34 protein-coding genes, 1 tRNA gene and 1 riboswitch are annotated in these 24,082 nt (G+C 43.0%); of the genes, 9 read left to right on the plus strand and 26 right to left on the minus strand.

Features of this window, described 5'->3' with window-relative positions; all coding sequences use genetic code 11:
- Nucleotides 1-273 precede the first annotated feature (273 nt).
- The 4 genes from ACTSEZ_RS18660 to ACTSEZ_RS18675 all read left to right on the plus strand — a co-directional run bounded on the left by ACTSEZ_RS18660 (nucleotide 274) and on the right by ACTSEZ_RS18675 (nucleotide 3,721).
- Entirely contained in the window at nucleotides 274-1,950 is a 1,677-nt protein-coding gene (locus ACTSEZ_RS18660; protein ID WP_369735843.1) for a DEAD/DEAH box helicase, read from the plus strand.
- A 3-nt stretch (nucleotides 1,951-1,953) separates the two neighbouring features.
- Nucleotides 1,954-2,748 carry a YqhG family protein gene (locus ACTSEZ_RS18665; protein ID WP_369735844.1) on the plus strand — a complete coding sequence of 265 codons (795 nt, stop codon included), beginning with the start codon at nucleotides 1,954-1,956 and terminating at the stop codon, nucleotides 2,746-2,748.
- 296 nt (nucleotides 2,749-3,044) lie between these two features.
- A riboswitch (cyclic di-GMP riboswitch) is annotated at nucleotides 3,045-3,131 on the plus strand.
- A gap of 31 nt (nucleotides 3,132-3,162) precedes the next feature.
- The gene (locus ACTSEZ_RS18670) at nucleotides 3,163-3,294 is read left to right on the plus strand and encodes an anti-repressor SinI family protein (RefSeq protein WP_369735845.1); all 132 of its coding nucleotides are present in this window, start codon (nucleotides 3,163-3,165) and stop codon (nucleotides 3,292-3,294) included.
- A gap of 97 nt (nucleotides 3,295-3,391) precedes the next feature.
- Nucleotides 3,392-3,721, plus strand: coding sequence for a helix-turn-helix domain-containing protein (locus ACTSEZ_RS18675; protein ID WP_369735846.1), 330 nt, complete (start codon nucleotides 3,392-3,394; stop codon nucleotides 3,719-3,721).
- Between the two features lie 55 nt (nucleotides 3,722-3,776).
- Here ACTSEZ_RS18675 and ACTSEZ_RS18680 read toward each other — a convergent pair whose 3' ends face one another.
- From ACTSEZ_RS18680 to ACTSEZ_RS18690, 3 genes are all read right to left on the minus strand, one after another.
- Nucleotides 3,777-3,974, minus strand: coding sequence for a hypothetical protein (locus ACTSEZ_RS18680; RefSeq protein ID WP_369735847.1), 198 nt, complete (start codon nucleotides 3,972-3,974; stop codon nucleotides 3,777-3,779).
- Between the two features lie 14 nt (nucleotides 3,975-3,988).
- A complete protein-coding gene (locus tag ACTSEZ_RS18685) occupies nucleotides 3,989-4,270 on the minus strand; it encodes a DUF5658 family protein (protein WP_369735916.1) in 282 nt (93 codons plus the stop codon).
- Nucleotides 4,271-4,540: 270 nt separating this feature from the next.
- Complete coding sequence (locus ACTSEZ_RS18690) at nucleotides 4,541-4,747, minus strand: hypothetical protein (RefSeq protein ID WP_369735848.1); 207 nt, start codon at nucleotides 4,745-4,747, stop codon at nucleotides 4,541-4,543.
- Between the two features lie 66 nt (nucleotides 4,748-4,813).
- Between ACTSEZ_RS18690 and ACTSEZ_RS18695 the strand changes: the two genes are divergently transcribed.
- Nucleotides 4,814-5,137: a DUF3889 domain-containing protein gene (locus tag ACTSEZ_RS18695; RefSeq protein WP_369735849.1), complete on the plus strand. Its 324-nt coding sequence runs from the start codon at nucleotides 4,814-4,816 to the stop codon at nucleotides 5,135-5,137.
- Nucleotides 5,138-5,186: 49 nt separating this feature from the next.
- On the opposite strand, the gene ACTSEZ_RS18700 is transcribed toward ACTSEZ_RS18695, so the two are convergent.
- The 9 genes from ACTSEZ_RS18700 to comGA form a co-directional block, all read right to left on the minus strand.
- Nucleotides 5,187-5,366, minus strand: a complete 180-nt coding sequence (locus tag ACTSEZ_RS18700) for a YqzE family protein (protein ID WP_369735850.1) — start codon at nucleotides 5,364-5,366, stop codon at nucleotides 5,187-5,189.
- Nucleotides 5,367-5,391: 25 nt separating this feature from the next.
- Nucleotides 5,392-5,910: a shikimate kinase gene (locus ACTSEZ_RS18705; protein WP_369735851.1), complete on the minus strand. Its 519-nt coding sequence runs from the start codon at nucleotides 5,908-5,910 to the stop codon at nucleotides 5,392-5,394.
- A gap of 73 nt (nucleotides 5,911-5,983) precedes the next feature.
- Nucleotides 5,984-6,358, minus strand: coding sequence for a competence type IV pilus minor pilin ComGG (gene comGG, locus ACTSEZ_RS18710; RefSeq protein ID WP_369735852.1), 375 nt, complete (start codon nucleotides 6,356-6,358; stop codon nucleotides 5,984-5,986).
- Nucleotides 6,355-6,894 (minus strand): competence type IV pilus minor pilin ComGF, encoded by a 540-nt coding sequence (gene comGF / locus ACTSEZ_RS18715; protein ID WP_369735853.1) that lies wholly within the window; start codon nucleotides 6,892-6,894, stop codon nucleotides 6,355-6,357. The genes comGG and comGF overlap by 4 nt, the downstream gene beginning before the upstream one ends.
- The gene (locus ACTSEZ_RS18720) at nucleotides 6,779-7,087 is read right to left on the minus strand and encodes a hypothetical protein (RefSeq protein ID WP_369735920.1); all 309 of its coding nucleotides are present in this window, start codon (nucleotides 7,085-7,087) and stop codon (nucleotides 6,779-6,781) included. Before ACTSEZ_RS18720 ends, comGF begins: the two co-directional genes overlap by 116 nt.
- Entirely contained in the window at nucleotides 7,074-7,562 is a 489-nt protein-coding gene (comGD, locus tag ACTSEZ_RS18725) for a competence type IV pilus minor pilin ComGD (protein WP_369735854.1), read from the minus strand. The genes ACTSEZ_RS18720 and comGD overlap by 14 nt, the downstream gene beginning before the upstream one ends.
- Complete coding sequence (gene comGC, locus ACTSEZ_RS18730; protein ID WP_369735855.1) at nucleotides 7,501-7,812, minus strand: competence type IV pilus major pilin ComGC; 312 nt, start codon at nucleotides 7,810-7,812, stop codon at nucleotides 7,501-7,503. Before comGC ends, comGD begins: the two co-directional genes overlap by 62 nt.
- Nucleotides 7,813-7,831: 19 nt before the next feature.
- Nucleotides 7,832-8,866, minus strand: a complete 1,035-nt coding sequence (comGB, locus tag ACTSEZ_RS18735; protein WP_369735856.1) for a competence type IV pilus assembly protein ComGB — start codon at nucleotides 8,864-8,866, stop codon at nucleotides 7,832-7,834.
- Nucleotides 8,856-9,923 (minus strand): competence type IV pilus ATPase ComGA, encoded by a 1,068-nt coding sequence (gene comGA / locus ACTSEZ_RS18740; RefSeq protein WP_369735857.1) that lies wholly within the window; start codon nucleotides 9,921-9,923, stop codon nucleotides 8,856-8,858. Before comGA ends, comGB begins: the two co-directional genes overlap by 11 nt.
- Before the next feature lie 196 nt (nucleotides 9,924-10,119).
- On the opposite strand from comGA, the gene ACTSEZ_RS18745 reads away from it, so the two are divergent.
- Nucleotides 10,120-10,191, plus strand: a tRNA-Gln gene (locus ACTSEZ_RS18745).
- A gap of 601 nt (nucleotides 10,192-10,792) precedes the next feature.
- On the opposite strand, the gene ACTSEZ_RS18750 is transcribed toward ACTSEZ_RS18745, so the two are convergent.
- On the minus strand, nucleotides 10,793-11,041 hold the full coding sequence (locus ACTSEZ_RS18750) for a hypothetical protein (RefSeq protein ID WP_369735858.1): 249 nt from the start codon (nucleotides 11,039-11,041) through the stop codon (nucleotides 10,793-10,795).
- 182 nt (nucleotides 11,042-11,223) lie between these two features.
- A complete protein-coding gene (mgsR, locus tag ACTSEZ_RS18755) occupies nucleotides 11,224-11,604 on the minus strand; it encodes a transcriptional regulator MgsR (RefSeq protein ID WP_035207135.1) in 381 nt (126 codons plus the stop codon).
- 269 nt (nucleotides 11,605-11,873) lie between these two features.
- Between mgsR and ACTSEZ_RS18760 the strand changes: the two genes are divergently transcribed.
- Nucleotides 11,874-12,119: a DUF2626 domain-containing protein gene (locus ACTSEZ_RS18760; protein WP_029279699.1), complete on the plus strand. Its 246-nt coding sequence runs from the start codon at nucleotides 11,874-11,876 to the stop codon at nucleotides 12,117-12,119.
- Between the two features lie 54 nt (nucleotides 12,120-12,173).
- On the opposite strand, the gene ACTSEZ_RS18765 is transcribed toward ACTSEZ_RS18760, so the two are convergent.
- Both ACTSEZ_RS18765 and ACTSEZ_RS18770 read right to left on the minus strand, forming a co-directional pair.
- Complete coding sequence (locus ACTSEZ_RS18765) at nucleotides 12,174-13,262, minus strand: class I SAM-dependent methyltransferase (protein ID WP_369735859.1); 1,089 nt, start codon at nucleotides 13,260-13,262, stop codon at nucleotides 12,174-12,176.
- 8 nt (nucleotides 13,263-13,270) lie between these two features.
- The gene (locus ACTSEZ_RS18770) at nucleotides 13,271-13,903 is read right to left on the minus strand and encodes an MBL fold metallo-hydrolase (RefSeq protein WP_369735860.1); all 633 of its coding nucleotides are present in this window, start codon (nucleotides 13,901-13,903) and stop codon (nucleotides 13,271-13,273) included.
- A gap of 81 nt (nucleotides 13,904-13,984) precedes the next feature.
- On the opposite strand from ACTSEZ_RS18770, the gene ACTSEZ_RS18775 reads away from it, so the two are divergent.
- Together ACTSEZ_RS18775 and ACTSEZ_RS18780 are read left to right on the plus strand one after the other, a co-directional pair.
- A complete protein-coding gene (locus ACTSEZ_RS18775) occupies nucleotides 13,985-14,431 on the plus strand; it encodes a hypothetical protein (RefSeq protein WP_369735861.1) in 447 nt (148 codons plus the stop codon).
- An 83-nt stretch (nucleotides 14,432-14,514) separates the two neighbouring features.
- A complete protein-coding gene (locus ACTSEZ_RS18780; protein WP_029279690.1) occupies nucleotides 14,515-14,688 on the plus strand; it encodes a DUF2759 domain-containing protein in 174 nt (57 codons plus the stop codon).
- Between the two features lie 59 nt (nucleotides 14,689-14,747).
- On the opposite strand, the gene ACTSEZ_RS18785 is transcribed toward ACTSEZ_RS18780, so the two are convergent.
- The 10 genes from ACTSEZ_RS18785 to ACTSEZ_RS18830 form a co-directional block, all read right to left on the minus strand.
- A complete protein-coding gene (locus ACTSEZ_RS18785; protein ID WP_369735862.1) occupies nucleotides 14,748-15,059 on the minus strand; it encodes an MTH1187 family thiamine-binding protein in 312 nt (103 codons plus the stop codon).
- Between the two features lie 21 nt (nucleotides 15,060-15,080).
- Complete coding sequence (locus ACTSEZ_RS18790) at nucleotides 15,081-16,175, minus strand: YqgU-like beta propeller domain-containing protein (RefSeq protein ID WP_369735863.1); 1,095 nt, start codon at nucleotides 16,173-16,175, stop codon at nucleotides 15,081-15,083.
- A gap of 54 nt (nucleotides 16,176-16,229) precedes the next feature.
- Complete coding sequence (locus tag ACTSEZ_RS18795) at nucleotides 16,230-17,372, minus strand: M14 family metallopeptidase (protein WP_369735864.1); 1,143 nt, start codon at nucleotides 17,370-17,372, stop codon at nucleotides 16,230-16,232.
- A gap of 131 nt (nucleotides 17,373-17,503) precedes the next feature.
- Nucleotides 17,504-19,387: an LTA synthase family protein gene (locus tag ACTSEZ_RS18800; RefSeq protein ID WP_369735865.1), complete on the minus strand. Its 1,884-nt coding sequence runs from the start codon at nucleotides 19,385-19,387 to the stop codon at nucleotides 17,504-17,506.
- A gap of 351 nt (nucleotides 19,388-19,738) precedes the next feature.
- Nucleotides 19,739-20,707, minus strand: a complete 969-nt coding sequence (locus ACTSEZ_RS18805; protein ID WP_035207153.1) for an ROK family glucokinase — start codon at nucleotides 20,705-20,707, stop codon at nucleotides 19,739-19,741.
- 68 nt (nucleotides 20,708-20,775) lie between these two features.
- The gene (locus tag ACTSEZ_RS18810; protein WP_029279680.1) at nucleotides 20,776-20,976 is read right to left on the minus strand and encodes a YqgQ family protein; all 201 of its coding nucleotides are present in this window, start codon (nucleotides 20,974-20,976) and stop codon (nucleotides 20,776-20,778) included.
- A 147-nt stretch (nucleotides 20,977-21,123) separates the two neighbouring features.
- Nucleotides 21,124-22,293: a rhomboid family intramembrane serine protease gene (locus ACTSEZ_RS18815; RefSeq protein ID WP_369735866.1), complete on the minus strand. Its 1,170-nt coding sequence runs from the start codon at nucleotides 22,291-22,293 to the stop codon at nucleotides 21,124-21,126.
- A 190-nt stretch (nucleotides 22,294-22,483) separates the two neighbouring features.
- Entirely contained in the window at nucleotides 22,484-22,660 is a 177-nt protein-coding gene (gene yqgO, locus ACTSEZ_RS18820; protein WP_087946341.1) for a protein YqgO, read from the minus strand.
- A gap of 67 nt (nucleotides 22,661-22,727) precedes the next feature.
- On the minus strand, nucleotides 22,728-23,498 hold the full coding sequence (locus tag ACTSEZ_RS18825; protein ID WP_369735867.1) for a DUF92 domain-containing protein: 771 nt from the start codon (nucleotides 23,496-23,498) through the stop codon (nucleotides 22,728-22,730).
- Nucleotides 23,491-24,057, minus strand: a complete 567-nt coding sequence (locus ACTSEZ_RS18830; RefSeq protein ID WP_369735868.1) for a 5-formyltetrahydrofolate cyclo-ligase — start codon at nucleotides 24,055-24,057, stop codon at nucleotides 23,491-23,493. The genes ACTSEZ_RS18825 and ACTSEZ_RS18830 overlap by 8 nt, the downstream gene beginning before the upstream one ends.
- Between the last annotated feature and the right edge of the window lie 25 nt (nucleotides 24,058-24,082).

The raw sequence follows: 24,082 nt of genomic DNA on the forward strand, positions 1-24,082 counted from the left end.
TGATAAGTAGACATTTTAGACATTATGACATTTTTGACATAAGAAGCCCGCTGACTGAAAACTGAGTAAGTTAGCAACTTTCTTACTTATTAACATCCTACCATTAAGGACTTTATTCATCAATCACTTTTTTCACAAATGTTTCGTTTAAAACACATTGGAATGTTCGTGTTTTACTGTCATTTCATCTAATCCATCGTGATAACCTGCTATTTTACCACTTAACGTGAACAATAGAGAAAGATCCACTCTTTTTTGAAAGGGCTGTCAATCATGAACGTAAAACTGAAATTTGACTCCGCGTGGCAAGATGCTTTTCTTAAAAAGCTTGATGATGACGGCCCATGGGCCAGCTGGGAGAATTACAAACTGGCATGCGCCGTGCAAAAGCACCTTATTGTTCCATCCTTTGAAGGGCTTCAGGCTCCAAATCACCTGACAGACTTCACTCCTCTTCCGCATCAATTGGAGGTTGCGAGGCAGGTGGTGGAAAACATGAACGGTAAGGCCATTCTTGCAGATGAGGTGGGCCTTGGAAAAACAATTGAAGCAGGCCTCATCGTCAAAGAATATATGATTCGGGGACTCGCTAAGAAAATTCTCATCCTCGTTCCGGCCTCTCTTGTCTCCCAGTGGGCAAGAGAGCTTCATGAAAAGTTCTATATTCCAGCCGTTGAGCAAAAGAAAAGCTACGTATGGGAAGCCTGCGATGTTGTCGTTTCTTCTATTGACACGGCTAAAAGAAGCCCTCACCGGGAAATTGTTTTAAACCAGCAGTACGACCTGGTCATCATCGATGAAGCTCATAAACTGAAAAACAGCAAAACGAAAAACTATGAATTTGTTCAGAGCCTGAAAAAGAAATACTGCCTGCTTCTTACTGCAACGCCCATTCAAAACCGCGTAGAAGAGATCTTTAATCTTGTCTCTCTGCTGAAGCCCGGTCATTTAGGGAATGAAGCTTACTTTTCAGAAGTATTTTCTGCCAAGAACCGCTCTTTGGAACACCATGAGCATCTTCAGGAACTCGTGAACAAAGTCATGATCCGAAACCGCAGGGGAGATACGGGAATTGAATGGCCTAAACGGCATGTTGAAACCGTTCCGATTGAACTGTCTGAGAGTGAACGCCAGCTGTATACGGCTATTTCACGTCTAAAAACATTCGGCGCCTCTTCAGCCAGCACGTTTTCAATCATGACGCTGCAAAGAGAGGCATGCTCAAGCAGGGAAGCTGTCTACATGACGCTGAAAAAAATGGCCGAGCGTCCTGAAGGCGAAGCATCTCCTCTTCCAGACTCTGTAATAGAAGAACTGATGAACTGCATTAATGAAGTTGACGGAAATTCCAAAGCACAGCGGACCGTTGAACTGATTCAGCAAATCAATGACAAAGTCATCATTTTTACAGAATACAGGGCCACCCAGTTTTATCTTCAGTGGTTTCTTCAGCAGCACGGCATTTCATCTGTTCCTTTCAGGGGAGGATTCAAGAGAGGCAAAAAAGACTGGATGAAAGACCTTTTCAAAAACCGTGTTCAAGTCTTGATTGCGACAGAGGCCGGCGGTGAAGGAATCAACCTGCAGTTCTGCAATCACATCATCAACTATGATCTTCCCTGGAATCCGATGCGGCTTGAACAGCGGATTGGACGAATTCACCGTCTCGGGCAGGAAAAAGATGTATACATTTATAATATGGCTACAAAAAACACCGTTGAAGAGCACATTCTGAAACTTCTCTATGAAAAAATCAACCTGTTTGAAAAGGTCATCGGCGAGCTTGATGAGATTCTGACTAAACTGGAGATATCCAATTTCGAAGATCACCTGCAGGACATCCTGTTCAAATCAAAAAGCGACGGAGAAATGAAAATTAAGATGGAAAACCTGACATCCATCCTGCATTCTGCAGAACAGGAACACACAAAACAGAGAATGGAGGGATAAACGATGCAGCAGCAGCAGATCAGCGAGTTTCTTGAAACCTTTTTCACGGCCAATTCATGCGACATTACAGAAAAACAGCCTGGCTATATGACGATCCAGCTGACAGTGGACATGGATAAAGAATTGATGAACAGGCCGTTTTACTGGACATATCTAGAGAAAACAGGCGGCGTGCCAAATCCGATGCAGCTGACTTTAATAACAGATGCCAAACGGGCCCCGGCTGATTTGAAAGGGGAAATCATGCACTTTGGAGCACCAAGACTGCATCAGATTTTCCGGACTGCCCAAAAATTCGGAGGCCATATCCGCCTATATGAAAACCCGCCAAATACAGGAAGCTCCCAGTCCCTGCATCCATGGCTCGGTGTGAATGTCATGGTATCCTATCAGAGCGACAAGAAAAAAGATCATCTCTATTCAATCGGACTTCACCTGATCAGCGGAGCAATCATAGAAGATTTTCAAGATTATCTGGAAAACATGGCCCTTACTCCGAGAATTCCTGATTTGTGTTTTACAACATCACCAATGATCAAAGTACAAAGCGGCCTTGTTCGGATTCAGAATTATATACAAGCTAAATTTGAACAGGACGACCACTCCTGGGCAGATGATGCAAGACAGCGCTGGAATTCGGACATGATGCTGTTAAGCCACTTTTACGAAGATCTTGAAGTAAAGCCGGAATCTTACCATCTTGAAAAAGAAGCCTTAAAAGAGCTGTATGATCCTCACATTCATGTCTCGATTACAAACGGCGGTTTATTCTACTTATCCCGGACTGCCCTCGCTTAATGTCAAAATTTACGCAAAAAATGATTTTAGTGTCAGAAAATCATTTTTTGCCTTTTTATTTTTGCCGAAGAATGGCTGTCGAAGAAAACAGGTGAATCAAGCCAAAATACCCACATAAAAGGAATATACTTCTAATTATTAGTATTTTTTTGAAAAAAATGAAAATATTTTTTTCTATCGACATATTTCAGCACAATCAGTGAAAATAAAATTTTATAATAGTAGTAAATTAGATAGACAGCAAGAAGTGACAAAAGAAATACTTTGTTATTGATGCAGTGTCAGAGTTGCACATAATCAGACAAAGGCAAACCTGCTGAAAAGCCGGGACGCAAAGTCACAGGTCTACGGTTCTCCGGAGCTATGATGGCTGGACTGCCTGAAATACTATCGCGTATTTTAGGAGGAGTTACAATGGAAGTGTTAATGCAGGATGTTCAAATGCTGGATCAGGAATGGAAAGAGTTAATTCTGTCAGCCTTGGAAATGGGAATCAGCAAAGAAGAAATCAGAGAGTTTTTGAAAACGCAAACAGTTAAAAGTTGACAATCTCCTGCATGACGTAATTTTTTTTCGTAAATTCGTTCTATATATATAACAACCCCTTCGCTATATGCTATAATACCTCTGGGAAGGTGATTATATGATTGGTGAACGCATACGAAAATACCGCAAAGAGCGGGGACTGTCACTATCAGAGCTTGCCGATCGGGCCGGAGTTGCCAAATCATATTTAAGCTCAATCGAACGGAACCTGCAGTCAAATCCTTCTGTTCAATTTCTTGAAAAGGTCTCTACTGTCCTCGGGGTCTCGATGAATACACTTATTCTTGAGGAGCAGAACACGAAACAGGCTAACCTTGATCATGATTGGGCAAACCTGGTCAAAGAGGCAATGGATTCAGGTGTTACCAAGGATCAGTTCAGAGAGTTTCTGGAATTCAACCGCTGGAAAATGAATCAGGAAAAATAACAGCACCATACAAAAGGTCTTCTGGACCCTTTTGTATGGTGCTGTTTTCATGCAGCTATCCTTTTCTGTCAAATCCGTAAGTCGTGGCCCTTATTGGCTGATAGGCTGACAGCGGTATTTTCTTTACAGCGTGAACAGCCTGTATCGCTTTATGGGAGGTAATATCATTCGAGCAGACAGGACAAATCCACTGATTTGTTTTGCTACTGCTGAAAGATGGCTGATAGCACTGACTGCAAAGTTTTTTATACATCGCTTTTCCCCTTTTCATCCAATCAGCAGCCGGATCCAGTACAAATGAGCCAAAAGAACAGCTGAATACAGAAATGCAGCGGCAATTGAAAGGACTTTAATTGTCGGTGATGACGGTACACGCCCCGTGAATACAAACAAAAGCAGAAATAACGAAAATGACAGCTTAGTACATGTAAATGCCGCAGGATGCATCTCATACAGAATCCTCATAACAGGATTGGCTTCTGTAATCAGCTCAAGGTGCAGACCGGCAAGGGTCAATGCTGCGTCCATACTATTTAAAGCTGCTAACATCAAAAAGAGTGCCTTCAACACATTTCCGCCTTTATTCTTAATAAAGAACAAAAAAGCAAACTTAATCCGTCTACTAAAAGTATATACCTCTCTAGCGAATAAAAACAGGATCGAATTCCGCTTTATTTCTTTTTAAAGAACGTTTATCGCCAGTTCCCTCCAATTTACTTCAAAAATCTTACTATATTGGAACATTATAAAGAACAAGCACTACCAGGTCAGATTCTTTGTAGAAAACAAAAAAGCCTGTGTTTGCAGGCTCCCTCTTTCTCAATCTCCTCCGCCACCGCCGCCGCAGTCTCCCCCGCCTGAATCCCCGCCGAAGAATCCTGAATCAGAATGACAGTCTCTTCCATTGTCTGAACCCGTATACGTAAAACCAGAGGAGTCCCTGCGTCTGCTTCTTTTTCTGCTGTCACCAGCAATCCCCATCACTGCCAAAATTCCGACAAATACAATAACCATGATAAATTCCATTTCAAATCCCCCTTTGAATAGCAGCATGATTTTTGGAAAAAATAACTAACAAGGACGGTGAATATCATGAGGAAAACCATATTGCTTTTGCTGCTTCTCCTTATATACGGTCTGCAGCCGGCTTTGGTTTCACAATCAGCAAATGTTTATGCGGAAAAGCATACAGACTGGAAAAACGTAGCGGTTAAAGAAACGAAAAAACGTTATCCGCTCTCACAAGTACTGTTTGCCCAGAAGATCTGGGACAATACCAAGAAAAATCAGACGGTCAAACAATACAAGGTGACATTGCGCGAGGGAATGAAGGACATCGGGGTGTTTGTCACCATCTCTTACGATGCAAAAACAGAAAAAATCAAAAAGATACAGGTTTTGGAAGAAGCGGATTAAGCAGATGAAGAACATGAAAGAAGGTACCTCTCTATGAGGTACCTTCTTTCTATTTTCTCTTTTTTAAGAAAAACATAAAAGCAAAGGGAAGGATGCCGAACCACCTGCTTGCAAACGGCGACTTCTCCGTTTTCCGCATTGTTTTTAGTGCCTTCCGCTCTTCTTTTGGAGTATCCATATATCTGACCAGCTGCTGAGTCATATATTTCACATAATCATTCGTAGACACTGCAAACACACCTCGTACGCACTTTTTAGCTAGTATACCGCGTTTCCAGCTCTTTTATACGTTCAATCAATTCATCTGCCAGCTGTTCTATGGTTTTTCCTTCTGTTTTGATTTTTATTGTACAGTCCTCATATGCATTTCTGCGTGACTCATACAGGGATGAAAGCTCTTCTTTTGAAGCCTTTGAAGCAAGCGGCCGGTTTTCATCCTGCTGCACACGTTCAAAAATGACATCAAGATCGGTTTGAAGGAAAATCACAATGCCGCTCTCTTTCATTTTTTCCCTGTTCACTTTGCGCACAGGCAGTCCGCCGCCTGTCGTTATCACAGCATTTTCGGAAGGCGCACGCTCAATCATCTGTGTTTCTAGTGAACGGAACACCTCTTCCCCGTCTTCTTTAAAGATGTCTTTGATCTGCTTTCCTGCTGCGTGTTCAATCATTTGATCAGTATCTAATACAGGGCATCCGAGTTTTTCGGCAAGAGCCTTGCCTACAGTCGTTTTTCCGGTCCCCATAAATCCCGTGATAAAAATTGGCTTCACTTCTGTTCACTCCGCTTGTTTTTCAACTACCTTACCACAGAATCAGGATGCAGGGAACTCCTCTGCAGGTAAATCAGTAGACCGTCCAATCAGTCATTACTCCGGAATTCAGATTGTACGTATATTTTGCTGATGAAAAATGGCCCGTATTCAGTTTTGCAGCAAGTGATACCAGCAATTCGCCTTCACCTTTTTCAGCAGCCGTATAAGTGATGGAACCATCGTCCGTCTTTATTTCATAGTGGTTTACCCCTTCTTGATCAGCAATGGACTGCATCGAATGCTGAACACCGCAAAGGAGCAGATTCTCAAGAATCATTGAACGCTCTCTCTCGCTGTAAAACTTTTTTTCAGCTGTGAACACAGCTGTCTGGTGAAGAAGAATCAGTAAGATAAAGAACGCGATCATTGAAACAGACGGCAGGATAAATCCTTTTTCATTTCTCATCCTGATCGCTTCAATCCTAAAAAGCTTCTGAATGTGTACCTGTAGGTTTTGCCTGAAGTACTGACAACTGTCAGCATCGCTCCGCCTTCAATTTGGGTAAAATGCATATCCTTCACATGTCTCAAGCAAATAATGTGGCCGGTGTTATTCACCTGTCTCCGAATCATCGTTCCGTACTTTTCAAATTCAATGCTTCTTCCCGTTTTTGAGGTAAATGAAAGCTTTTGGTCCTGGACTTTGAAGCCGGTGCCTTCTCTGAACTCAATGACAGCCTGTTGCTTAAAGATCTCCCATTCCAGCGGATTTATGTCCCGTTTATCTTCCGACACTCTGTAAAGATGGGGAATGAGCAGAGCTGACGATGCTGTAATCACAGCGAATATACTGAAAGAAAACAGCATATTCAAGAACGTAAAACCGCTATGGTCTGAAAGAATAGAGGCATTCCCCTTCGAGCTTGCCTTTGTAGCTCCACTCAATGCATGCTTTTTCCAGCTCTCCGGAAACACTCCAGCTGATATCCTTTCCTTTTTCATTGTGTTCTCCTTCCTTATATGCGCGCTTTTCAATGATTGTCTGCAATTCAGTGACAGCTTCATGTTTATGCCGCGTTTTTTCCCGTTCCTGACTGATATACATAGAGGCAGGGAGCAAAATCAGCGAAATCATAGACCAGATGCTAAAAGCCATAACCGTCTCAGCCAATGTAGTGCCTCTATTGTTCCTCAACACCCATCCTCCCCATCCCCATGTAAAAAACCATATTGTATCTTTTTTTACGGTACTGCACGACAATCGTGCCGCTTTCAGACAGCCTCCCGTCAGGAGTAAACTGAACCCTCGCTTCCATGGTGGAAGGTGTAAGAAGAATATCCGAATCATAAGAAACGGTATAGAGCCTATCCTTGGAAATTCCGCCTTCTGTACCTATATACCTGTGGTTAGCAGGGTCAAATAACAGGACGATCGTTTTTTTATTTGAAATGGCATACTGCTGGGCATATAAAAGATCCTGTTCAAGCGCCTTGAAGAAAAGCTGAGCAGGTTTTTGACTTTGAAATGGCTGAAGGATGAAAACAGCGGTCCCTGTCATCACAGTAACGATGCTGATTACGATGACTGTTTCCATAAGCGTGAACCCTTTATTCGGCTGCAGGCGCCTCACCGACTTTGCCATCAGCATCAATGGTAAGCGCCGTGCCATTAGGACATGCTGGTGCTTCTTCAAGGTACCCTGCCGTCACAAGTGCTTCGATTGTCGCAGTCTTTTTCGTTTCAATCTGATAGGCGGAGGCTTGGGCCTGAACCGTATTTTTCAGTCCTTCACACCCTTTGCTCTGGATGTTTGCATGATGCTTTGTAATATTGGGAATGGTGATCAAAAGCAGTACGGATATGACAAGAAGGACAATAAGCATTTCAATCAGTGTAAATCCCTTTTCATTTTTAACCATAAATCAGACTCCTTTCCCTTTATAAAGCTTCCATCATGTGATACATGGGCATGATCATTGACAGGTACATGATCAGCACTGTAATTCCCACTGTGATATAGGCTGCAGGCTGAATCATCATCAGCCATTTCATAGTTTTGTCTTCTAGCCTTTCAAGGACAAACTGGCTGTATGTATACAGCTCTCTTGCAAGCCTTCCGTTTGCTTGTCCGTGGCCGACGACCTGACTCATTTCCTTTTCGTAAAAACAGTTAAGGCTTATGAGGGTTTCAAATCTCTCCCCTTTTTTTAAATGTTCAATAAACCATTTTGCTTCATCTCTGTAAAACGGAAGAAAATTCTGATGTTCAAAAACCTTGAGTGATTCATAAATCGATAAACCGCTTTTCAGAAGATTGCTCAGCTGCAGGGAAAAATAGTAGCTGTTAATAAGGATAATGATTTTTTTCCAGATTGGAATTTTCAGCATAACCCTCATTTTCCTCTGAGGTTTAAAGGCTCTCAGCCGGACCATATAATATACACCGCCAAGCATCAGGAAGACGAGGCTTCCAATCATCGCTAATTTTACTGCTTCAAACAGGAAAAATAGAAAATGTGTCAAAAAACTGGGCTCTAGGTTCATCGAATGGTAGATCTGCTGAAACTGAGGGGCAATAACAGATTGTGAGAGGTAAAAGAGAATTCCAATTGTAAAGAAGAGAAAAAGAGGATATTGCATGACCTTCTTCCATTTTTCGTGCTGTACGACTTTTCTGCTGAGCATATCTCCCGCCTCTTTAAAGGCGGCATCCAAATCCCCGTGCTTTTCAGCAAAATACAAATAGCTCAGGACTTCACGGTGAAAGGATAATTCTTCAAAAGCCGACCGGATGGACTGGCCTGCAGAGAGCCTCCGCAGACAATGAGCCACATCCCCGCTTTTGTCTGTCCGAAGATCAATTGAAGTAAATGTTAATGCTTCATTTAATGTGTAGCCCTTTTCTAAAAGACTGCTCATCCTCTTCAGAAATTGAGATTGCTCCTTAAGGCTCCATCTTTTTTTAGTCTTCATATGCATACATCCATTTATGAAGAGCATAGGAGGGCAAGTACCCAAGGGCAATTCCCTTTTTTATCGCATCCCTTAAGGTGGCATAATCACATTCGACCTTTTCTCCCCGGGCTTCTTTTATGGCAAGAGTAAGATTTTTACCGTACAGCATTTCAAAGATTCCAAGTCTCCTGACGTTCCTCATTTTTTTACACTGCGGCGAGCATTCGCCCTCGCAAAATGGACATTTAACCCCGACAAGCCTCTGAGCAACGACCGCGAGAAAAGTCTGCTCAATTTCAGACAGGCTTACATCAAATTCAAGCATTCTGTAAATGGCGCCTTTGGCATCTCTTGTATGCATCGTCGACAGCACCAAGTGCCCAGTGAGCGCTGCCCTGATTGCAATTTGTGCGGTTTCCCGGTCTCTTATTTCACCGACCATAATAATATCCGGGTCGTGCCTGAGTATGGCCTTTAGCCCGACAGCATACGTGATCCCCGCTTTTTCATTAACCTGTACCTGCAGAACCTCGGAGCTTTTCGTTTCAACCGGATCCTCAAGCGTTATGATGCTGCGGTTAAAATGTTTTTTTGCATAATGAATGAGAGAATAGAGAGTTGTTGTTTTTCCGGAACCGGTTGGACCGGTGAAAACCATTAAACCGTGGGAATGATTTAGAAAAGAGAGAAGTTTTTGTGCGGACTGCGGAAAAAGCGACAGCTTGGTGACGGAAGGGATGCAATCATTCGGGAGGATTCTGATCACTAGACTTTCTTCAAAAACGGTAGGAAGAGTGGACATGCGAAGCTGAACATTGATTGCCTGATTTGACAGAGCAAGTGAACCGTTCTGCGGCCTCCTCCTCTCGCCAATATCCATAGATGCAAGAAATTTAAAATGTGCGATGATCCTGCCGCAGACTTCTTTGCGGATAATCCTCTTTTCAATGAGATCATCATCGATTCTGTATTGAATGACCGCGTCTGTTTCCCTGGGAACAAAATGAATATCAGAAGCGTTAAGCTCACAGGCTTCTTCTACAATTCTTTCACTGAGCAATTCGATGGAATTCATGATTTCCTCCTTTCTGTTCGGCTACTGAAAGCCTACCTCATTTAAGGAGATAACGCACATGGCGAAAAGGTAATTTTCTGGACGATTCAGGAGTTCTATAAGGGTGAAAAACTCATTTTCCCCTGGATGAAAAACAAAAAATAGAGCGGCAATGAATAATTTTACAAGTTCTGCCCATACTGTATAAAGTCTTTAATGGGCTATAGCCAAGCGGTAAGGCAACGGACTTTGACTCCGTCATGCGCTGGTTCGAATCCAGCTAGCCCAGTCAGAAATGTGGAATCGCCCGGTTAGCTCCGGGAGTCAGATAAGGAAACGGCGGTATAGGCGCTTTTTGCCTATACCGCCGTTTCTGTTCTGACAGAGGAGTTGGGCGATGGAGCTGGACACCACGAAAAGCGGAATCGCTCGTTTAGCTCCGGGAGCCAGATAAGAATCCGGCGGAAAAGTCCGGTTTTGACTTTTTAGACGGATTTGTTCTGGCAGAGGAGTTGAGCGATGGAGCTAGACACAACGAAAAGCGGAGCCGACTGTTCAGCCCTGACAGGCAGAAAAGAAATCCCCGGAAAAGTCCGGGTTTGACTTTTTCGGGGATTTTGTTCTGACGGAAGGGCTAAGAGGCGGAGCTGGACACCACGAAAAGCGAAATCGCCCGGTTAGCTCTGAAGGACAGAAAAGGATCCGACGGAAAAAGCCGGGTTTGCTTTTTGCGGCGGAGCCGTTCTGGCCGAGGAGTTGGGCGATGCAGCTGGACACCACGAAAAGCGGAGCCGACTGTTCAGCCCTGACAAAAGTCGGTTCGGGATGTTCAACCTTTGCACAATCACCAAACAGCAAAAAAACCTGCGGATACAATATCCGCAGGTTTTTTAAGCGTTTCTTTTCGCATAATAAATATATGGCTTCCTCTTTGATTTGAGCAAGGATGGTTTTAGATAGTAAACCCTGTACCCGCTGTTCAAGATTTCATAGTCAATATATTTCAGTTTGTTCTTTTTAGCAAACTCTTTGGAAGCTTTTTCAATGCTTGCTTCATCTGTAATAAAATTCGGGCTGGAGTAGTCAGTTGCTACGTTCCGGTTGCCAATGCCTTCAAGGAAAAATTGAATTTCTGTCATCATCATTCCACCCTTTTCGTTCTTTATAATGAACTGTCTGTATTCACTATACAAAGAAAAGGCAGAAATGAAAATCTTTAAATTCGGTCAAATATTTAAATTATCACAGCTTAACTAGGTATTTCTTCATATTTCTCATGAATTCTTATTATTTTGTTCCCTATAAAGAACGTAAGGACTTTTTATGAAACGGATTTCTGTACTTCTTTCTTTTTAGAAAGCTTTGTCAGTGCTTGAGGGTTATAGCCGACAACCAGTTTTTTTCCGTCTGTGATAATAGGCCTTCTCAGAAGTTTGGGCTCGTCGATAATCAGTTTTATCACATCTGAAAGCGGCAGTTCATCTATATCCAGGTTCAGTTCCTTGTATGTCTGGCTGCGGGTCGCTAGAATCTCATCCATACCGTCTGTTGTAAGCTGAAGGATTTTTTGAAGTTCTGAATAAGTAGGAGTTTCGCGAAACAAATGTTTTTCATTGAAATCAACGTTATGTGCCTTAAGCCAATGCTTTGTCTTTCTGCATGATGTACAGCTCGGATAACTATAAAAAACCAATTCGTTCATTGTCTTCATCTCCCATTTTATATTGTTTTTTTATGATCAATTTTGCTTAGACGACAGCTGTTCAACTTGTATAAACCGATTGTACAGCAATTGTTTAACTTTTGTACAGCAATAAGCCTCGAATTCAACAAACTTTTTTTTAGGTTTGTTTACACTTTGTGACATAATTGGTACTTCTAGAATGTAAACGCTATTTACAAGGGTGTTGGACGTACATTATAATAAAAAAAGTGATGGACTTAGGGACTTAACAAAGGAGGGATTGACATATGGATCGCATGTTCCGAGTATTAGGCTTCTGGACTGGCATCTTTGCTGTCATGTTTTACCTGGGAGATATGAAAACGACTTCATTATTATTCTTCGGTCAGACGGGATTTTTCGTGTTTTTATCTTATCTTAAACTTTCTGAGCGCATGTACATTTACGTGTTCGGCGCATATTTAACGATTTTCTTCGTGGGCTTTACATATTGGACTACATTTATGATGGTTCCTGGGCAAGGCGGTCACTAAGATCAAACCCCAACAAACTTATCAATACAAAAATGGTGACCTGCAAATTGCAGGTCACCATTTTTTATAAATGTCTTCAGTCAGGCACTCAATTCCTTTGCCATGCAGATACACATGAAACGCAGAACTGATGCCGCCCGGCATGATCAGGTCTCTTACAGCTCTGTTTTGTTTGGCAGACGGGCTGAAAGGATCCCTCTGGGAATGCTCATGAAGAAATGAAAGGATTCCCGCATTCATCAGAAACTGATCCTGCCTTTCTTTCACGAGCAGATTCCACCCAAGCTCTTCCGCTTTTTTCTCATAAGCATCAAAATGGATATGTGTTGTGATATCCATTTCAAACGGGTGCAGAAGCGGCGGCATCATTTGATGTTTGAAATATCCCCTCATGCTCCCCTGCTTTCTTGCAGGAGTGTGCCACTCTGCGTTTGTGTAGCCATAGTCCGCCATTGCGATGACAGCAGCCTCACAAGCATGATCCAGCATCCGCATATAGCTGAGCATAGACAGCGGCACTTCAAAACGCTGGCCTTCTGAGAGCTGAATATTCTGCCACAGCAGGAAAGAAACAATCTCCTCATTTTTGAGAGGCTCGAATTCTTCAACGAGCACGCCATTTTTATAAGCCACTTTCACTTCAGCAAGCTGTGAATCTATTTTAGCAACTACATGTACAGGGAAGGCATCAAACAGTTCATTTGAGAAGATAATGCCTCTGAAATTTTCCGGAAGCTGCTCCTGAACAGAAACGGCAAGGTGTGCACACCTCTCCATTTGAAGGTTTCTGTGAAACCCGCTTCCTTCAACAGAAATAACCGTTAAAGCCTTATAAGTATGAGGTGAACACTTCTTCCATTCCAAAAGGAGTGCTTCAAGAAATCTCCCTGTGCCCCCCCCGATTTCACAAAACGCCGGTTCAGCAAGGTCTTTTTCAACAATCCTGGAAAAAAAGGCTGCAAATACTTTCGCATAAACATCCGAGACATTGCTTGAGGTGTAAAAGTCTCCGCCTTTTCCTATCTTTTGCCGGGTTCTTGAATAATAGCCATGCTCAGGATGATAGAGGACAAGGTTCATATACTCCGCATATGAAATAGAGCCTCCCTGCCGGTCAATCAAATCGAAGACAAGCTGTTTCATGGCACTTCCTAAAAACCGTTTAAAAATGGATTGCTGTCCATTTCGGCTCCTATCGTTGTATCCTGTCCGTGTCCAGGCAGCACGACCGTGTCTTCAGGAAGGTTCAGCAATTTGTCATGAATGCTTTTAATCAGCTGGCGATGATTGCCTTCTGGAAGATCCGTCCGGCCAATGCTGCCCGCAAAAAGAGCATCTCCCGAGACGACAAATCCGCTTTCCTCAAAGTAAAAGGAAATGCTTCCCGGTGAGTGGCCCGGCGTTTCCAGCACTTTGCAGGAAAAAGACCCCGCATTCAGAATGGTTTCCTCATCAATTAGATAGTCGGCATCTTCAGCTGCAATGGACTGTCCAAGAAAAGCGTTTGACCCGTTCTTAGCGGGATTTCCAAGCCATTTTTTTTCATGTCTGTGTATGTAGACAGGAATTTTGTATTCATTGCGCAGGTCGTCAACTGCGCCGATATGATCAAAATGGGCGTGTGTCAGAAGCACAGCCATTGGCTTCAGGCCGCGTTTTTGCAGGTGCTGAATCAATTTATTCCCTTCGCTTCCCGGATCAATGACCAGGCATTCCTTTTCGCGGTTAGAGATTATGTAGCAATTTGTTTGGAGAGGACCTAAAGGCAGCTGCTCCCAATTCATATAAACACCCCGTTGCATGCATTTTCTTTCTATTCTACACTAAAAAGGGAAACAACTAAAAGAAGGAGAGGCTGAAAAAGGGTGAAAAGATTATGGGGAATCGAATGGACCAGTGATGCCTCTGCTGAAGATATTCAGGAATATGACTGGATAGACAGAGCGGATATGATCACGGTAACAGACTGCAGCCGTCTTGTCACACAGCTGAAAGAAGAAAAACATACTCTGATAGAGGATGTTCATGAGCTGCTGCAGACAGATCTGAGTGTGCTGTACGGTACATTTACTGATTATGGTTTTACAAGTGAAGCCGGCCGCAACTATTTTCTTTCAGAGATGATCCTTTCGTTCAGACTCACAAGCCGTGATCCTCTCCAGGAACGCATGTGCAGACTTCAGACAGAGGAGCACCTGATTGCAGAGAATGGCAGCGTTTTATTCACAGACGCAGACAATTTGGAGCTCATGAAAAAAATGGCTGATTCATATGGGGTCTGCATAGAATTCGGGCCTCGACAAACAGAATGAAAACGTTTAAACTATTAAAAGGAATATTTTGCTTTTCTTCATGATTTTATGAAACGACTTACATACGTCAGGGGGCTACAAATATGGGGTTAGTTATTATTTTTGCTCTTGTTACATTGCTGTCTGTGCTCGGATTGCTGCGCTCGTTTAAAGACAAAAATGTAATGGGCATTGTTTTCGCCGGCGGAACACTTGCTGTTTTCGGATGGTTTACTGTTATGACCATTCTTCACCATGGATTTCCGACTGCTCACTAATAGGCAGCAAAAAACGGCCATACGGGGTGCACATGCACTCTGTATGGCCGTTTTTGTTTTTACTCTTGATGGGCATTTACACTTTTAAGCTTGCTTTCCATTGTAGACGGTTTGTCTCTCCGGTCATCAATGCGGATATTGGTGGCTACTCGTTGAATCCCTTTCTCAAAAGGAGACTCGTGAATCGCCTGAATGACTTCAAATAAATCCGGCAGCTCCCCTTCGATAAGTGTATTCATCGGGGTAAGCTGAAATTTAATCTTGCCTTCTGCTTCATATCCTCTGAGGATTTTTTGAACTGCTGCTACATATTGGCTTACACTTGCCGTTTCGGTGCCTATTGGTATGACGGTTACATCTGCTATGGCCATGTTCGTTCCTGCCTTCTTTTTTCATTTAACGATACTCTTAATTTCACCATCTTTCAAGTGAATGAGCTTTTCCCGGTACGATCCGTACAGGGCATATTTCCCGTCAGGTGAAAGGCTGATCGGACTGTTATCGACATTCCGGGTGATGACCTCCATTGATGCTTTTTCCGGGTCAACAGCAGTCAAATCGAACTTCCCTTCCGTATCTCCCGGAATAAAAGTATAGAATACACCTTCCGCAGTGTCATATTCAGGAATAAGCCACTCGGAGTATAAAGGAGTTAATGGAACGTCAAACGAATAGAGAAGTTCTCGGTTTTTGAAAAATAAATACGTGCCGGTTGATTCCTCTTCGTTCTCTACTTTTATTGAAAATGTGTATTCCCCAAAATGCGCATGTGAAATAATGTGTTCATCAAGAATCCGCTCTTCCTTTGTCTGCAGAGAATAGGCTGCAAGGGGAGCTGTGAGCTGCGGTTCTGCTTCATTCCATTTCAGATAAGTGATTTCATCATCAGTGAGCCACTGAATAAAGGGAAGCTCGACCGGATTTTTTTCAAGCGAATAATCACTCATTGAAAGGAGAAATGTTTCAAATGACCAGTTTTCATCAAAAGCTGTAATGAAAAGTTTTTCTCCTGATGGACTCCATGACAGATTCAGTTCAGTTGACGGGAATGACCGCTCTGTTCTGATATTTCCTGATTGATCAAGGATCGTGATGCTTGCCTCATAGCTTGAAGGGCTGGAGTGAACGGCGAGCAAGCCCGCCTCCCGGTTGATTGACAATTGAACGATGGATGCCTTTGTTTCAAAAAACGGTTTTCTTTCTCCTGTGAACAAATGGTATTGGTAGACGACGGATCCGCCGGCATTTTCGCTTAAATAATAAATACTGCTTTCATCTGCCCAATCTTCAGCCGAAAAGAATTCTGCATCCGAAAGCGGGACGGCATCTTTTTCTGCTGCCTTGTCTGCAGACATGTCTTTCTCATTCGTTTGCTCTGATTTAACTTCCTTTTCGTCCGGGACATCCCGAGATTGATGAGGCTCCTGCGAGCAGCCGGCAGCAAGCATGACAATAAATAGTAAAACGGTAAATAGTCTGGCTCTCATCATCTCGTCTCCCCTCTTCTTATCTTGTAATACGTTCAGACTTGCTGAAAAGTTTCAGGATTTCAGCATATATAATGAAGCCCAGAAAATGCCTCTGCTTTTTTTGTAAATTTCATCGAACTGACTGAGCGGAAGAGGATTCACTCCCGTCCCAAGCTCTATAGTATACCCGCATTTCTTCTTCTCCAAAACAAACCAGTCCCTGAATCCAGCGTGACTGTCAATGGTTCTGATCGCTTTATAGCCGCTCTGCCTGCTGAATTCTTTCACGATGATGCCCGCTTGTTCCGGCTCACAGTTCATATATCCCCAATAGATTTCTTCTCCCTGGGTATGAACAGCCACAACCATATCAAAATTCTCTGTGTCCGCAAGCTTTGCCATCATAATGGATTCCGGTTCAGTCAACGGTGCGTCACCCGGGTAGTCCCTTGAAGACGGAGCTTTAGGAATTTTTCTCTCCTTTTCAATCTCCCAGTTCGCAGGATATTGATTGTTCAGATCAATTCCGTTAATATTCGCCTTCCACTGTTCAAAATCAAGGCTGTTATTGTTCATGTGAAGCGTCGAATGATAGTGCGGATGATCAGACGGCAGACCGTTCAGTACAAGCTGTACACCGTCAGGATTGACCATCGGGACAAAAGAAAGGGATACTTGCTGATATAAATCCATTGCGGAATGACCTTCAAATGACCCTCCGTCAACAATCGCTTCTAAATATTCATGAAGCCAGTTCATCAGAACAGATGTTGTAATCCATTCATTTGCATGAAAGGAGCCGTTCATATGAACTTTTTTGGGTCCGTTTCCAATTTTAAGCTCATACACTGGCAGACCCAAAACACTGTGTCCAATGGTCCGCTTTTCTACAAAAGGATAGGCATGAAGGATTTTTTCCAGATCTTCAAGCAGAACAATGTAATCATATGCTCTCTTCTTTTGGATAAACTCAGGTGATGGCGGCAGTGGAAGCTGACCCTCATAAAAGTCTATTATATTCCTAATATGCGGTGCATTGAAAGTGGACGATATGTGACATTTTACATTATCGGTAAAAGGTATGCGGAGCGTCTCTCCTGAAAGGATGCAGGCTGCGGAACATGCTGGATTTGCCTCAAACAGGAGCTGTTCATGTATATTCAGCAGATGGGACAGTTCTTTTAAATGTGTATCCCTTTTTACTCTGACAATCATTACAATCCCCCCAAAAAAATGTGCTTATATTCAGCATATGATTGCATGTAGGCTTTCTTGTTAAAGCATTTTCTCAAGGGGATCAAATAGAATAAAAAAAGCTTTGGCACAGGGCCAAAGCTTTTGCAGGTTTATTCTTGTTTTTCATTTTCCTTTTTCATTTCATCATAGAAACGAAGCAGGTCACCATAGATGATTTTATCGGAGTAGTTAAGCTCCTGTTTCGCTTTATCCATATATGGTTCACATGCATCCTTGTCTTCAGCAGGCTCCTCTGTTGATTTGTCGTAGCAGGTGCCGCTTGTGTAGACAAATTTGTCTGTGATGAAGCTTCCATCACGCAGAACCGTAAACGGAAGTTTATCTTTTGAGAAAAGATCCTTGCCGAATTCAATCTCATCTTTCGTCTCTACGCCAAGCAAATGCATGAGTGTAGGACGAATATCAATCTGACCTGAAACATCAGAAATGGTTTTAGGATTCTTATCTGTCACCCCAGGAATGTGAATGACAAAAGGCACTCTCTGAAGCTGAATTTCATCGTACGGCGTCACTTCTTTGCCGAGGAATTCGCCCATGGCTGCATTGTGGTTTTCAGAAATGCCGTAATGGTCGCCATAAAGGACGATAATAGAGTTCTCGTAAAGACCTTCATCTTTTAGTTTTTGAATGAAGTGTTTTAAGGCCTCATCCTGGTAGCGCACAGTCGGGAAGTAATTATTCAGCGTTTTGCTGTTTGAGTTAAACTCATCCACCATTTTGTCTTCTTCGTTCAGTTCAAACGGGAAATGGTTGGTAAGCGTAATATGCTTGCTGTAAAATGGCTGGGGAAGCTCTTTCATATGGTCAACAGACTGTTCAAAGAACTCTTTGTCTTTTAATCCCCATCCGACAGAATTTTCTTCATTTACCTCATAGTCGTTTACATCAAAGAACCTGTCATACCCGAGTGTCTGATACATGATGTCACGGTTCCAGAAGCTTTTATTGTTGGCATGGAAAACGGCCGAATAGTATCCTTGCTCTTTAAGCAGCTCAGGAGCCGCTGCATATTCGTTGTTGCTGTTTGTAAAGAATACTGCTCCCCGCCCAAGCGGATACAATGAATTCTCTACGATAAATTCAGAATCGGACGTTTTACCCTGTCCTGTCTGATGATAAAAGTTGTCAAAGTTGTAGCTTTCACCGATAAAATCATTTAAGAATGGCGTGATTTCTTTGCCGTTAATGGTTTCGTTAATGACAAAGCTCTGAGTTGATTCCAGTGAAACCAGGATAACGTTTCTGTCTTTTGCGATTCCGAACATGTCTTTATTCGGTTCTTTTTTATTCGCTTTTACATAGTTCTCTATTTCAGTAAGACTGTTGCTGTCTGCAAGAGCCCGCTGTGCAGATGTTTTGGACTGCAGCACGCCGTCATAAATGTGGAAATTGTAGACGCTGATGTTTTTCACAAGCATCTCACGGTCAAAGGAACGTGTAAGCAGCTGCGGACGTTCTGTCTCAGCCAGTCCAAGGTTAAAGAAAAAGATTCCGGCAACAAGCAGATAGAAGGCCGATTTTTCTTTTCTTGTGACGGCGGCATCTGCCCGAAAGCGCGGACGCTTCATAAGCCAGGCAAGAATGACAATGTCAACAAGCAATAGCAGATCAAGCGGTTCAAACAGGGAGGAAATGCTGCTTCCCAGGTCACCCATATTGCTTGTCTGAAAAAGAACCGGAATTGTCAGGAAGTCATTGAAAAACCGGTAAAAAACAATGTTGGCAAGCAGGACAAACGTAACGATCATGCTTGCAGCAAGGATATAGCGGTTGCGGTTCTTCTCTTTCATGAACAGGCCAAAGCCGAATATAAACAAAAGAAAGCTCAGGGGGTTAATAAACAGGATAAACTCCTGGGTGAAATTTTCAATTTTGATATCAAAGCTAGTTTTGTAGACAACGTATGTTTTGATCCACATGAACAATGTCGCGATAAGCAAAAATGAAATTTTTGAAAATGATTGGATACGCATTTCATAACCTCCTCATTCGTTAGAACCTGCGCAGTCAAGATTTCGTTTTTTTTATTTTTTTAAAATTCTCTTTAATTTCCATAAATTAGGCAGATTAAACAACTAAACCATATCTTAATACTTCTTTAACAAAAAATCAATCGTTTTTAACACTTAGCTTACAATAGGATGATAGAATTGTAATGTTGTTCAGCTTATTCGTTTTACCCTATAGTTAGACGTATAAAACCCAAAAAGGTTTCAAAAATGCCAAAGTAAATATCTTCTGAATATTCTTTAAAATAAGAAAGGAGCCTTATCTGCTTTGATAAGGCTCCTTTTAGTATTGCTTGCTCAGGGTTTTATATGCGATTAAACCGCGGAAAGTTTTGTTTTTACAAGCCACGCTCCGCCAATAACGCCAGCATCATTGCCAAGAGTTGCAATGGATATAGACGCGCCTTCAGCCACACGCGGGAATGCATAACGCTTGAAATACTTTTCTGTGTTTTTTCTTAAGTGCTCTCCGGCTCTTGAAACTCCCCCGCCGATTACAATCTTCTCCGGATTCAGACCGTTTGAAAGGTTTGCAAGTGCAAGTCCAAGCTGTTTCGTAATATACTCAACAACTTCCGATGCAAGAGCATCTCCCTGTTCAGAAGCTTCAAAGACATCTCTCGACGAAATGCTGCCATTTTCGGCATAAAGGGTTCTGAGGCTGCTCTGTGCATCACTTTCGCTCAGTTTTTCAACGGCAAGTCTTACAATGCCCGTTGCAGATGCAATTGTCTCTAGACAGCCTTCTTTTCCGCAGTTGCAGGGTGCTCCGCCTTCAGTCACAGAGGTAATGTGCCCTATTTCTCCCCCTGCACCGTTTACACCATGCACAACAGTTCCGTTTGAAATGATGCCGCCGCCGACTCCCGTGCCAAGCGTAACACAAATAACATCCGTCGCTCCGTCTCCGGCTCCCTTCCACATCTCGCCGATCGCTGCGATGTTTGCATCGTTGTCAATAACGGCTCTAAGGCCTGTTTCAATTTCAAGATGATGCTTTAGCGGGTAGTTCTTCCAGCCGAGGTTCACTGTTTCATACACAAGTCCTGTTTCTAAATTCACAGGTCCGGGTGCACCCATTCCGATGCCGGCAAGCTTTGCTTTTGTCTGGCCTAGTTCTGCAAGTTTGGCGTCAATTGCCTTTGCAATATCTGTCGTAATGGTTTTTCCGCTTTTATCTGTAGGGATCTCCCACTTTTCGATCATTTCGCCGTAATGGCTGATAAATGCCATTTTAATTGTTGTACCGCCAAGATCTATTCCAACCAGCCATTTATCTGTCATAATATGTCATCCTTTTTTGTTGTAGTCTTTTGAGAAACCGTTTGCACAATCATTTAAAACAGCAGGAGCTATTTCTTTTCAAGAACCCGCTGCCTTTCCTGCCTCAGAAGCAGGATCGCCATTTGGTAGTCCTTTACGTCCATTAGGTTTGATTCATATATTTGCCTGATTTCCATTTCCATCAGTTCAAGATCAGCTGCTCTGTCTCCAATATATATGATCGTTCCCATTTTTTTCAGAAACTGCTGAATATCGTAAATCGTTTTCATAAATACACCTGCTCACTTCAAAGATATTCTGCATGAACCTACATAAAAGTATAAAGGATTGTCACTTTCCGTCAAGAGAATATTTTTCAATTCAAAACTAGAACAAATTTTTTACGGGAACAAAAAAAGAGCGGGACCCGCTCTTCGCTACAATCCATTTATCAGGAGTGAACCATATAGATACAGTCCCCCCGTAAAAAACAATGCAAGAACAGCTCCTGTCAGCCGCAGTCCCCATTTCTTCTGTTTGGGCAGCTGCACCATCAAAGCTGCAAGAAATCCTCCTGCAAGACCTCCGATGTGACCGGCGTTATCCACTCCGGGAAATGCAAAGCCAAAGAGAAGATTCAAAACGATAATGAAGATGACATTTGTTCCAATTGTCCTGAAAAACAGCTTAGGCTTGGCAATGCCCATATAGAGCAAGGCTCCGAAACAACCAAAAATGGCGCCCGAGGCCCCGGCGGATATAGAAGGACTGAATGCAAAGCTTGCGAGCGTTCCTGATGCTCCCGCAAACAAGTAAATAAGCAGAAACCTTACAGACCCGTACATCCTCTCAACCGCACCCCCTATATAAAGAAGCGCCAGTGTATTCATCAGCAGATGAAGGATTCCGATGTGAAGAAGAATGGGAGTGAACAAACGCCACCATTCCCCGTCAGCAAGCAGCGGGTTGTATTTCGCCCCATAGTCAACAAGCGTCTGAGGATTTTGGCTGCCTCCTGAAGCTTCAAGAAGCATAAACATGCCGACCTGCAAACCGATAAACAAATAGGTAAAAAGAGGTTTTCCATAACGGAAAAGCTGCCTTTCTTCATTCGCTTTCTTGTTTGAATGAAAGATGGCCTCCTTCTTTAACAAGCTTATGTCTGCTTCTTCTGCATCTTCTAAAAACGACAGCCTTTTCCCAAGCAGCGCTCCAAGATAGTCAATCATTTTCTGCTCATTGTCTTTATGGATAACAACCGATTTAATGGTTATTTTTCCTTCCTGATGCGGTTTTTGGATCCGGTGTTCCCAATCATCGACAGGCGGATAGGTAGAAAGATAAATATTCAGAAGCTGGACAGGATGCTTGAATGTTTGCGCGCGTAGCCTATCCATTCTGAATGCGGTTCTCTCGATATCCTGCTGAAGCTGACTGCCCCAGTCCAGGTCAATCTGCAGGATGCGGATCAGCTGAAACTCTTTATTTTTATTTGGAGCAAGCAGCACTTCTTGATCATCGTCCGAAAGACGGATGATCTGATCGTTATGCCGCGTGACAGCATCATGAACATATTTCCAGAAAAGCTGTTCCTGCCTCATTCCCATATGCTTCTCTCCGACCTTTTTAAATATAGTATACCAACTCCATGCATCCCTGTTAAGAAAAGCGCCTGTTCCTTAATCTGATGAAGCCTGCAAATCCGCCTGCACAACAGGTGTTCCAGAGGTCTTCCTAATGCCTGTGATTATGTATATGTATGCAAAAAGACAAAAAAGCACCTGCAGGAGGCGCTTTTCAGCGGAAAACACGGAACATAAACTTATTTCGGATAAACGGTATCCTCATCGACAGCTGTATAAATTGGTGCCGGATGGCCGGGCTGCTCAGAACGGCATTCATCAGCCTGTAGCGGTACTGATAAAAGACAAGAGCTCCGAGTATAGTCAAAAGTACAGAATTCACCTTTCGCATGATCATCCCTCCTGCTATTACTCTCTGCGGGAGATCACGGTTTTATCCATACATCATTCACTTTCGGTTAATAAAAAAGAAATACAAGCAAAGCTGCACCAAGGATCGCGGTGAAATTAACGGCATCATTATCAAGAAAGCCGCCCGTTTTCACTCCTTCTGTACCGCAGTGCATCTTTTTTTCTGTTACTTTTCCGCATGAAGGGCATTGAAACTGAACCTGAACTGCCGCACCGAGAAATGTATCGAGCAGATTTCCGGCAAAGCCTATAAGAAAGATCAGATAGAACTCCATTGGCTCAAGGGAAAAAACAGCATATGCGCAAAGCGCTATCAGCCCGGATCCTGCCGCTGCGGCTGCTGTGCCGAGAACGCTGACTGCGCCTGATGTTCCTTTCTCCACTTGTTTAAAGGAAAAAATCATTCTCGGCTTTTTTCTGCTCAATGTTCCAATCTCTGAAGCCCAGGTGTCAGCATTTGCAGCAGCAATTGCAGCGCTGTAGACAGCAAATCCCCCCTCAAATGGAAAAAATGCATACAGAATGCTTAAAAGTGAGGCAGCACCTCCATTTGCAAACACTTGAACGGCATCCCTCTGATCTCCTTTAACAAGTATTTCTTCAACACTCGCTTTTTGATTCCGCTTGTACTTGCTCCATAAGCTTGAGCTTCCAAAAAAGACGCCAAGCAATATCAGTCCCGGATATCCAAAGCCTGCATAAATGGAGACGCCGGTACAAGCCGCTGCCGCTGCACCGCCAAGCGTTAAAGACTTCAGCTTAAATCCTGCAGCAGAAATGCCCAGAATAAACAGAATGGCAATTGAAAGATCAGCCACTTGTTATGATCACCTCATCTTCAGTTATGATCTTCCTGACCGGAATATCATGATGTTCAGCAGGAAGCTCAGGCAAAATTTGTTCAGAAAAGGCAAGAGAGACCGTCATCCCGCCAAACGAAGGAAGATACCGGTCATAATAGCCTCCACCGTAGCCGATCCGGTACCCCAATTTGCTAAAACAAACCCCGGGAACAAATAGAAGATCCATTTCGTCAGGCGTCACTAAGGATGTTTTTGAAACAGCGGGTTCCTTCAAGCCATAATAAACAATCTCCAGCTGATCTTCTGATGTATACGTGCGAAATTCCATTTCCCTGGTTTTCGGCAGGCATCTCGGAATAGCTACACGCTTGTTCATCTGCAGCGCTTTTTCAATGATACTATTTGTGTCTACTTCCATGCCGCGTGAGATTGTAATGCCAATCGTCTTGCTGTCTTTCCAGCAGGAAGATTGAAAGAGTTGTTTATGTATACGCCCGCAAAGGCTCCTGTATGTATCAGGGTTCATCTCCGACATTTGGTCCAGCATTTGTTTTCTCAATGTTTTTTTCAGCATCAGCCATTCTCCCTTTGCTAAAATG

Source organism: Metabacillus mesotrionivorans, assembly GCF_052171315.1.
In the GTDB taxonomy this organism is placed as follows: Bacteria; Bacillota; Bacilli; order Bacillales; family Bacillaceae; genus Bacillus_P.

Bases quoted from the DNA above. Each gene is read 5' to 3' on its own strand.
- ACTSEZ_RS18690 (WP_369735848.1), bottom strand. From the start codon at position 4,747: ATGGAATTTATCATGGTTATTGTATTTGTCGGAATTTTGGCAGTGATG.
- comGA (WP_369735857.1), bottom strand. From the start codon at position 9,923: ATGAATTCCATCGAATTGCTCAGTGAAAGAATTGTAGAAGAAGCCTGT.
- ACTSEZ_RS18760 (WP_029279699.1), top strand. From the start codon at position 11,874: ATGGATCGCATGTTCCGAGTATTAGGCTTCTGGACTGGCATCTTTGCT.
- ACTSEZ_RS18770 (WP_369735860.1), bottom strand. From the start codon at position 13,903: ATGAATTGGGAGCAGCTGCCTTTAGGTCCTCTCCAAACAAATTGCTAC.
- ACTSEZ_RS18665 (WP_369735844.1), top strand. From the start codon at position 1,954: ATGCAGCAGCAGCAGATCAGCGAGTTTCTTGAAACCTTTTTCACGGCC.
- ACTSEZ_RS18795 (WP_369735864.1), bottom strand. From the start codon at position 17,372: ATGATTGTCAGAGTAAAAAGGGATACACATTTAAAAGAACTGTCCCAT.
- ACTSEZ_RS18670 (WP_369735845.1), top strand. From the start codon at position 3,163: ATGGAAGTGTTAATGCAGGATGTTCAAATGCTGGATCAGGAATGGAAA.
- comGB (WP_369735856.1), bottom strand. From the start codon at position 8,866: ATGAAGACTAAAAAAAGATGGAGCCTTAAGGAGCAATCTCAATTTCTG.
- mgsR (WP_035207135.1), bottom strand. From the start codon at position 11,604: ATGAACGAATTGGTTTTTTATAGTTATCCGAGCTGTACATCATGCAGA.
- yqgO (WP_087946341.1), bottom strand. From the start codon at position 22,660: ATGCGAAAGGTGAATTCTGTACTTTTGACTATACTCGGAGCTCTTGTC.
- ACTSEZ_RS18765 (WP_369735859.1), bottom strand. From the start codon at position 13,262: ATGAAACAGCTTGTCTTCGATTTGATTGACCGGCAGGGAGGCTCTATT.
- comGD (WP_369735854.1), bottom strand. From the start codon at position 7,562: ATGGCACGGCGCTTACCATTGATGCTGATGGCAAAGTCGGTGAGGCGC.
- ACTSEZ_RS18780 (WP_029279690.1), top strand. From the start codon at position 14,515: ATGGGGTTAGTTATTATTTTTGCTCTTGTTACATTGCTGTCTGTGCTC.
- ACTSEZ_RS18675 (WP_369735846.1), top strand. From the start codon at position 3,392: ATGATTGGTGAACGCATACGAAAATACCGCAAAGAGCGGGGACTGTCA.
- ACTSEZ_RS18695 (WP_369735849.1), top strand. From the start codon at position 4,814: ATGAGGAAAACCATATTGCTTTTGCTGCTTCTCCTTATATACGGTCTG.
- ACTSEZ_RS18785 (WP_369735862.1), bottom strand. From the start codon at position 15,059: ATGGCCATAGCAGATGTAACCGTCATACCAATAGGCACCGAAACGGCA.
- ACTSEZ_RS18830 (WP_369735868.1), bottom strand. From the start codon at position 24,057: ATGCTGAAAAAAACATTGAGAAAACAAATGCTGGACCAAATGTCGGAG.
- ACTSEZ_RS18800 (WP_369735865.1), bottom strand. From the start codon at position 19,387: ATGCGTATCCAATCATTTTCAAAAATTTCATTTTTGCTTATCGCGACA.
- ACTSEZ_RS18805 (WP_035207153.1), bottom strand. From the start codon at position 20,707: ATGACAGATAAATGGCTGGTTGGAATAGATCTTGGCGGTACAACAATT.
- ACTSEZ_RS18660 (WP_369735843.1), top strand. From the start codon at position 274: ATGAACGTAAAACTGAAATTTGACTCCGCGTGGCAAGATGCTTTTCTT.
- ACTSEZ_RS18680 (WP_369735847.1), bottom strand. From the start codon at position 3,974: ATGTATAAAAAACTTTGCAGTCAGTGCTATCAGCCATCTTTCAGCAGT.
- ACTSEZ_RS18810 (WP_029279680.1), bottom strand. From the start codon at position 20,976: ATGAAAACGATTTACGATATTCAGCAGTTTCTGAAAAAAATGGGAACG.
- comGG (WP_369735852.1), bottom strand. From the start codon at position 6,358: ATGAGAAATGAAAAAGGATTTATCCTGCCGTCTGTTTCAATGATCGCG.
- comGC (WP_369735855.1), bottom strand. From the start codon at position 7,812: ATGGTTAAAAATGAAAAGGGATTTACACTGATTGAAATGCTTATTGTC.
- comGF (WP_369735853.1), bottom strand. From the start codon at position 6,894: ATGAAAAAGGAAAGGATATCAGCTGGAGTGTTTCCGGAGAGCTGGAAA.
- ACTSEZ_RS18685 (WP_369735916.1), bottom strand. From the start codon at position 4,270: ATGTTAGCAGCTTTAAATAGTATGGACGCAGCATTGACCCTTGCCGGT.
- ACTSEZ_RS18815 (WP_369735866.1), bottom strand. From the start codon at position 22,293: ATGGGAATGAGGCAGGAACAGCTTTTCTGGAAATATGTTCATGATGCT.
- ACTSEZ_RS18790 (WP_369735863.1), bottom strand. From the start codon at position 16,175: ATGAGAGCCAGACTATTTACCGTTTTACTATTTATTGTCATGCTTGCT.
- ACTSEZ_RS18750 (WP_369735858.1), bottom strand. From the start codon at position 11,041: ATGACAGAAATTCAATTTTTCCTTGAAGGCATTGGCAACCGGAACGTA.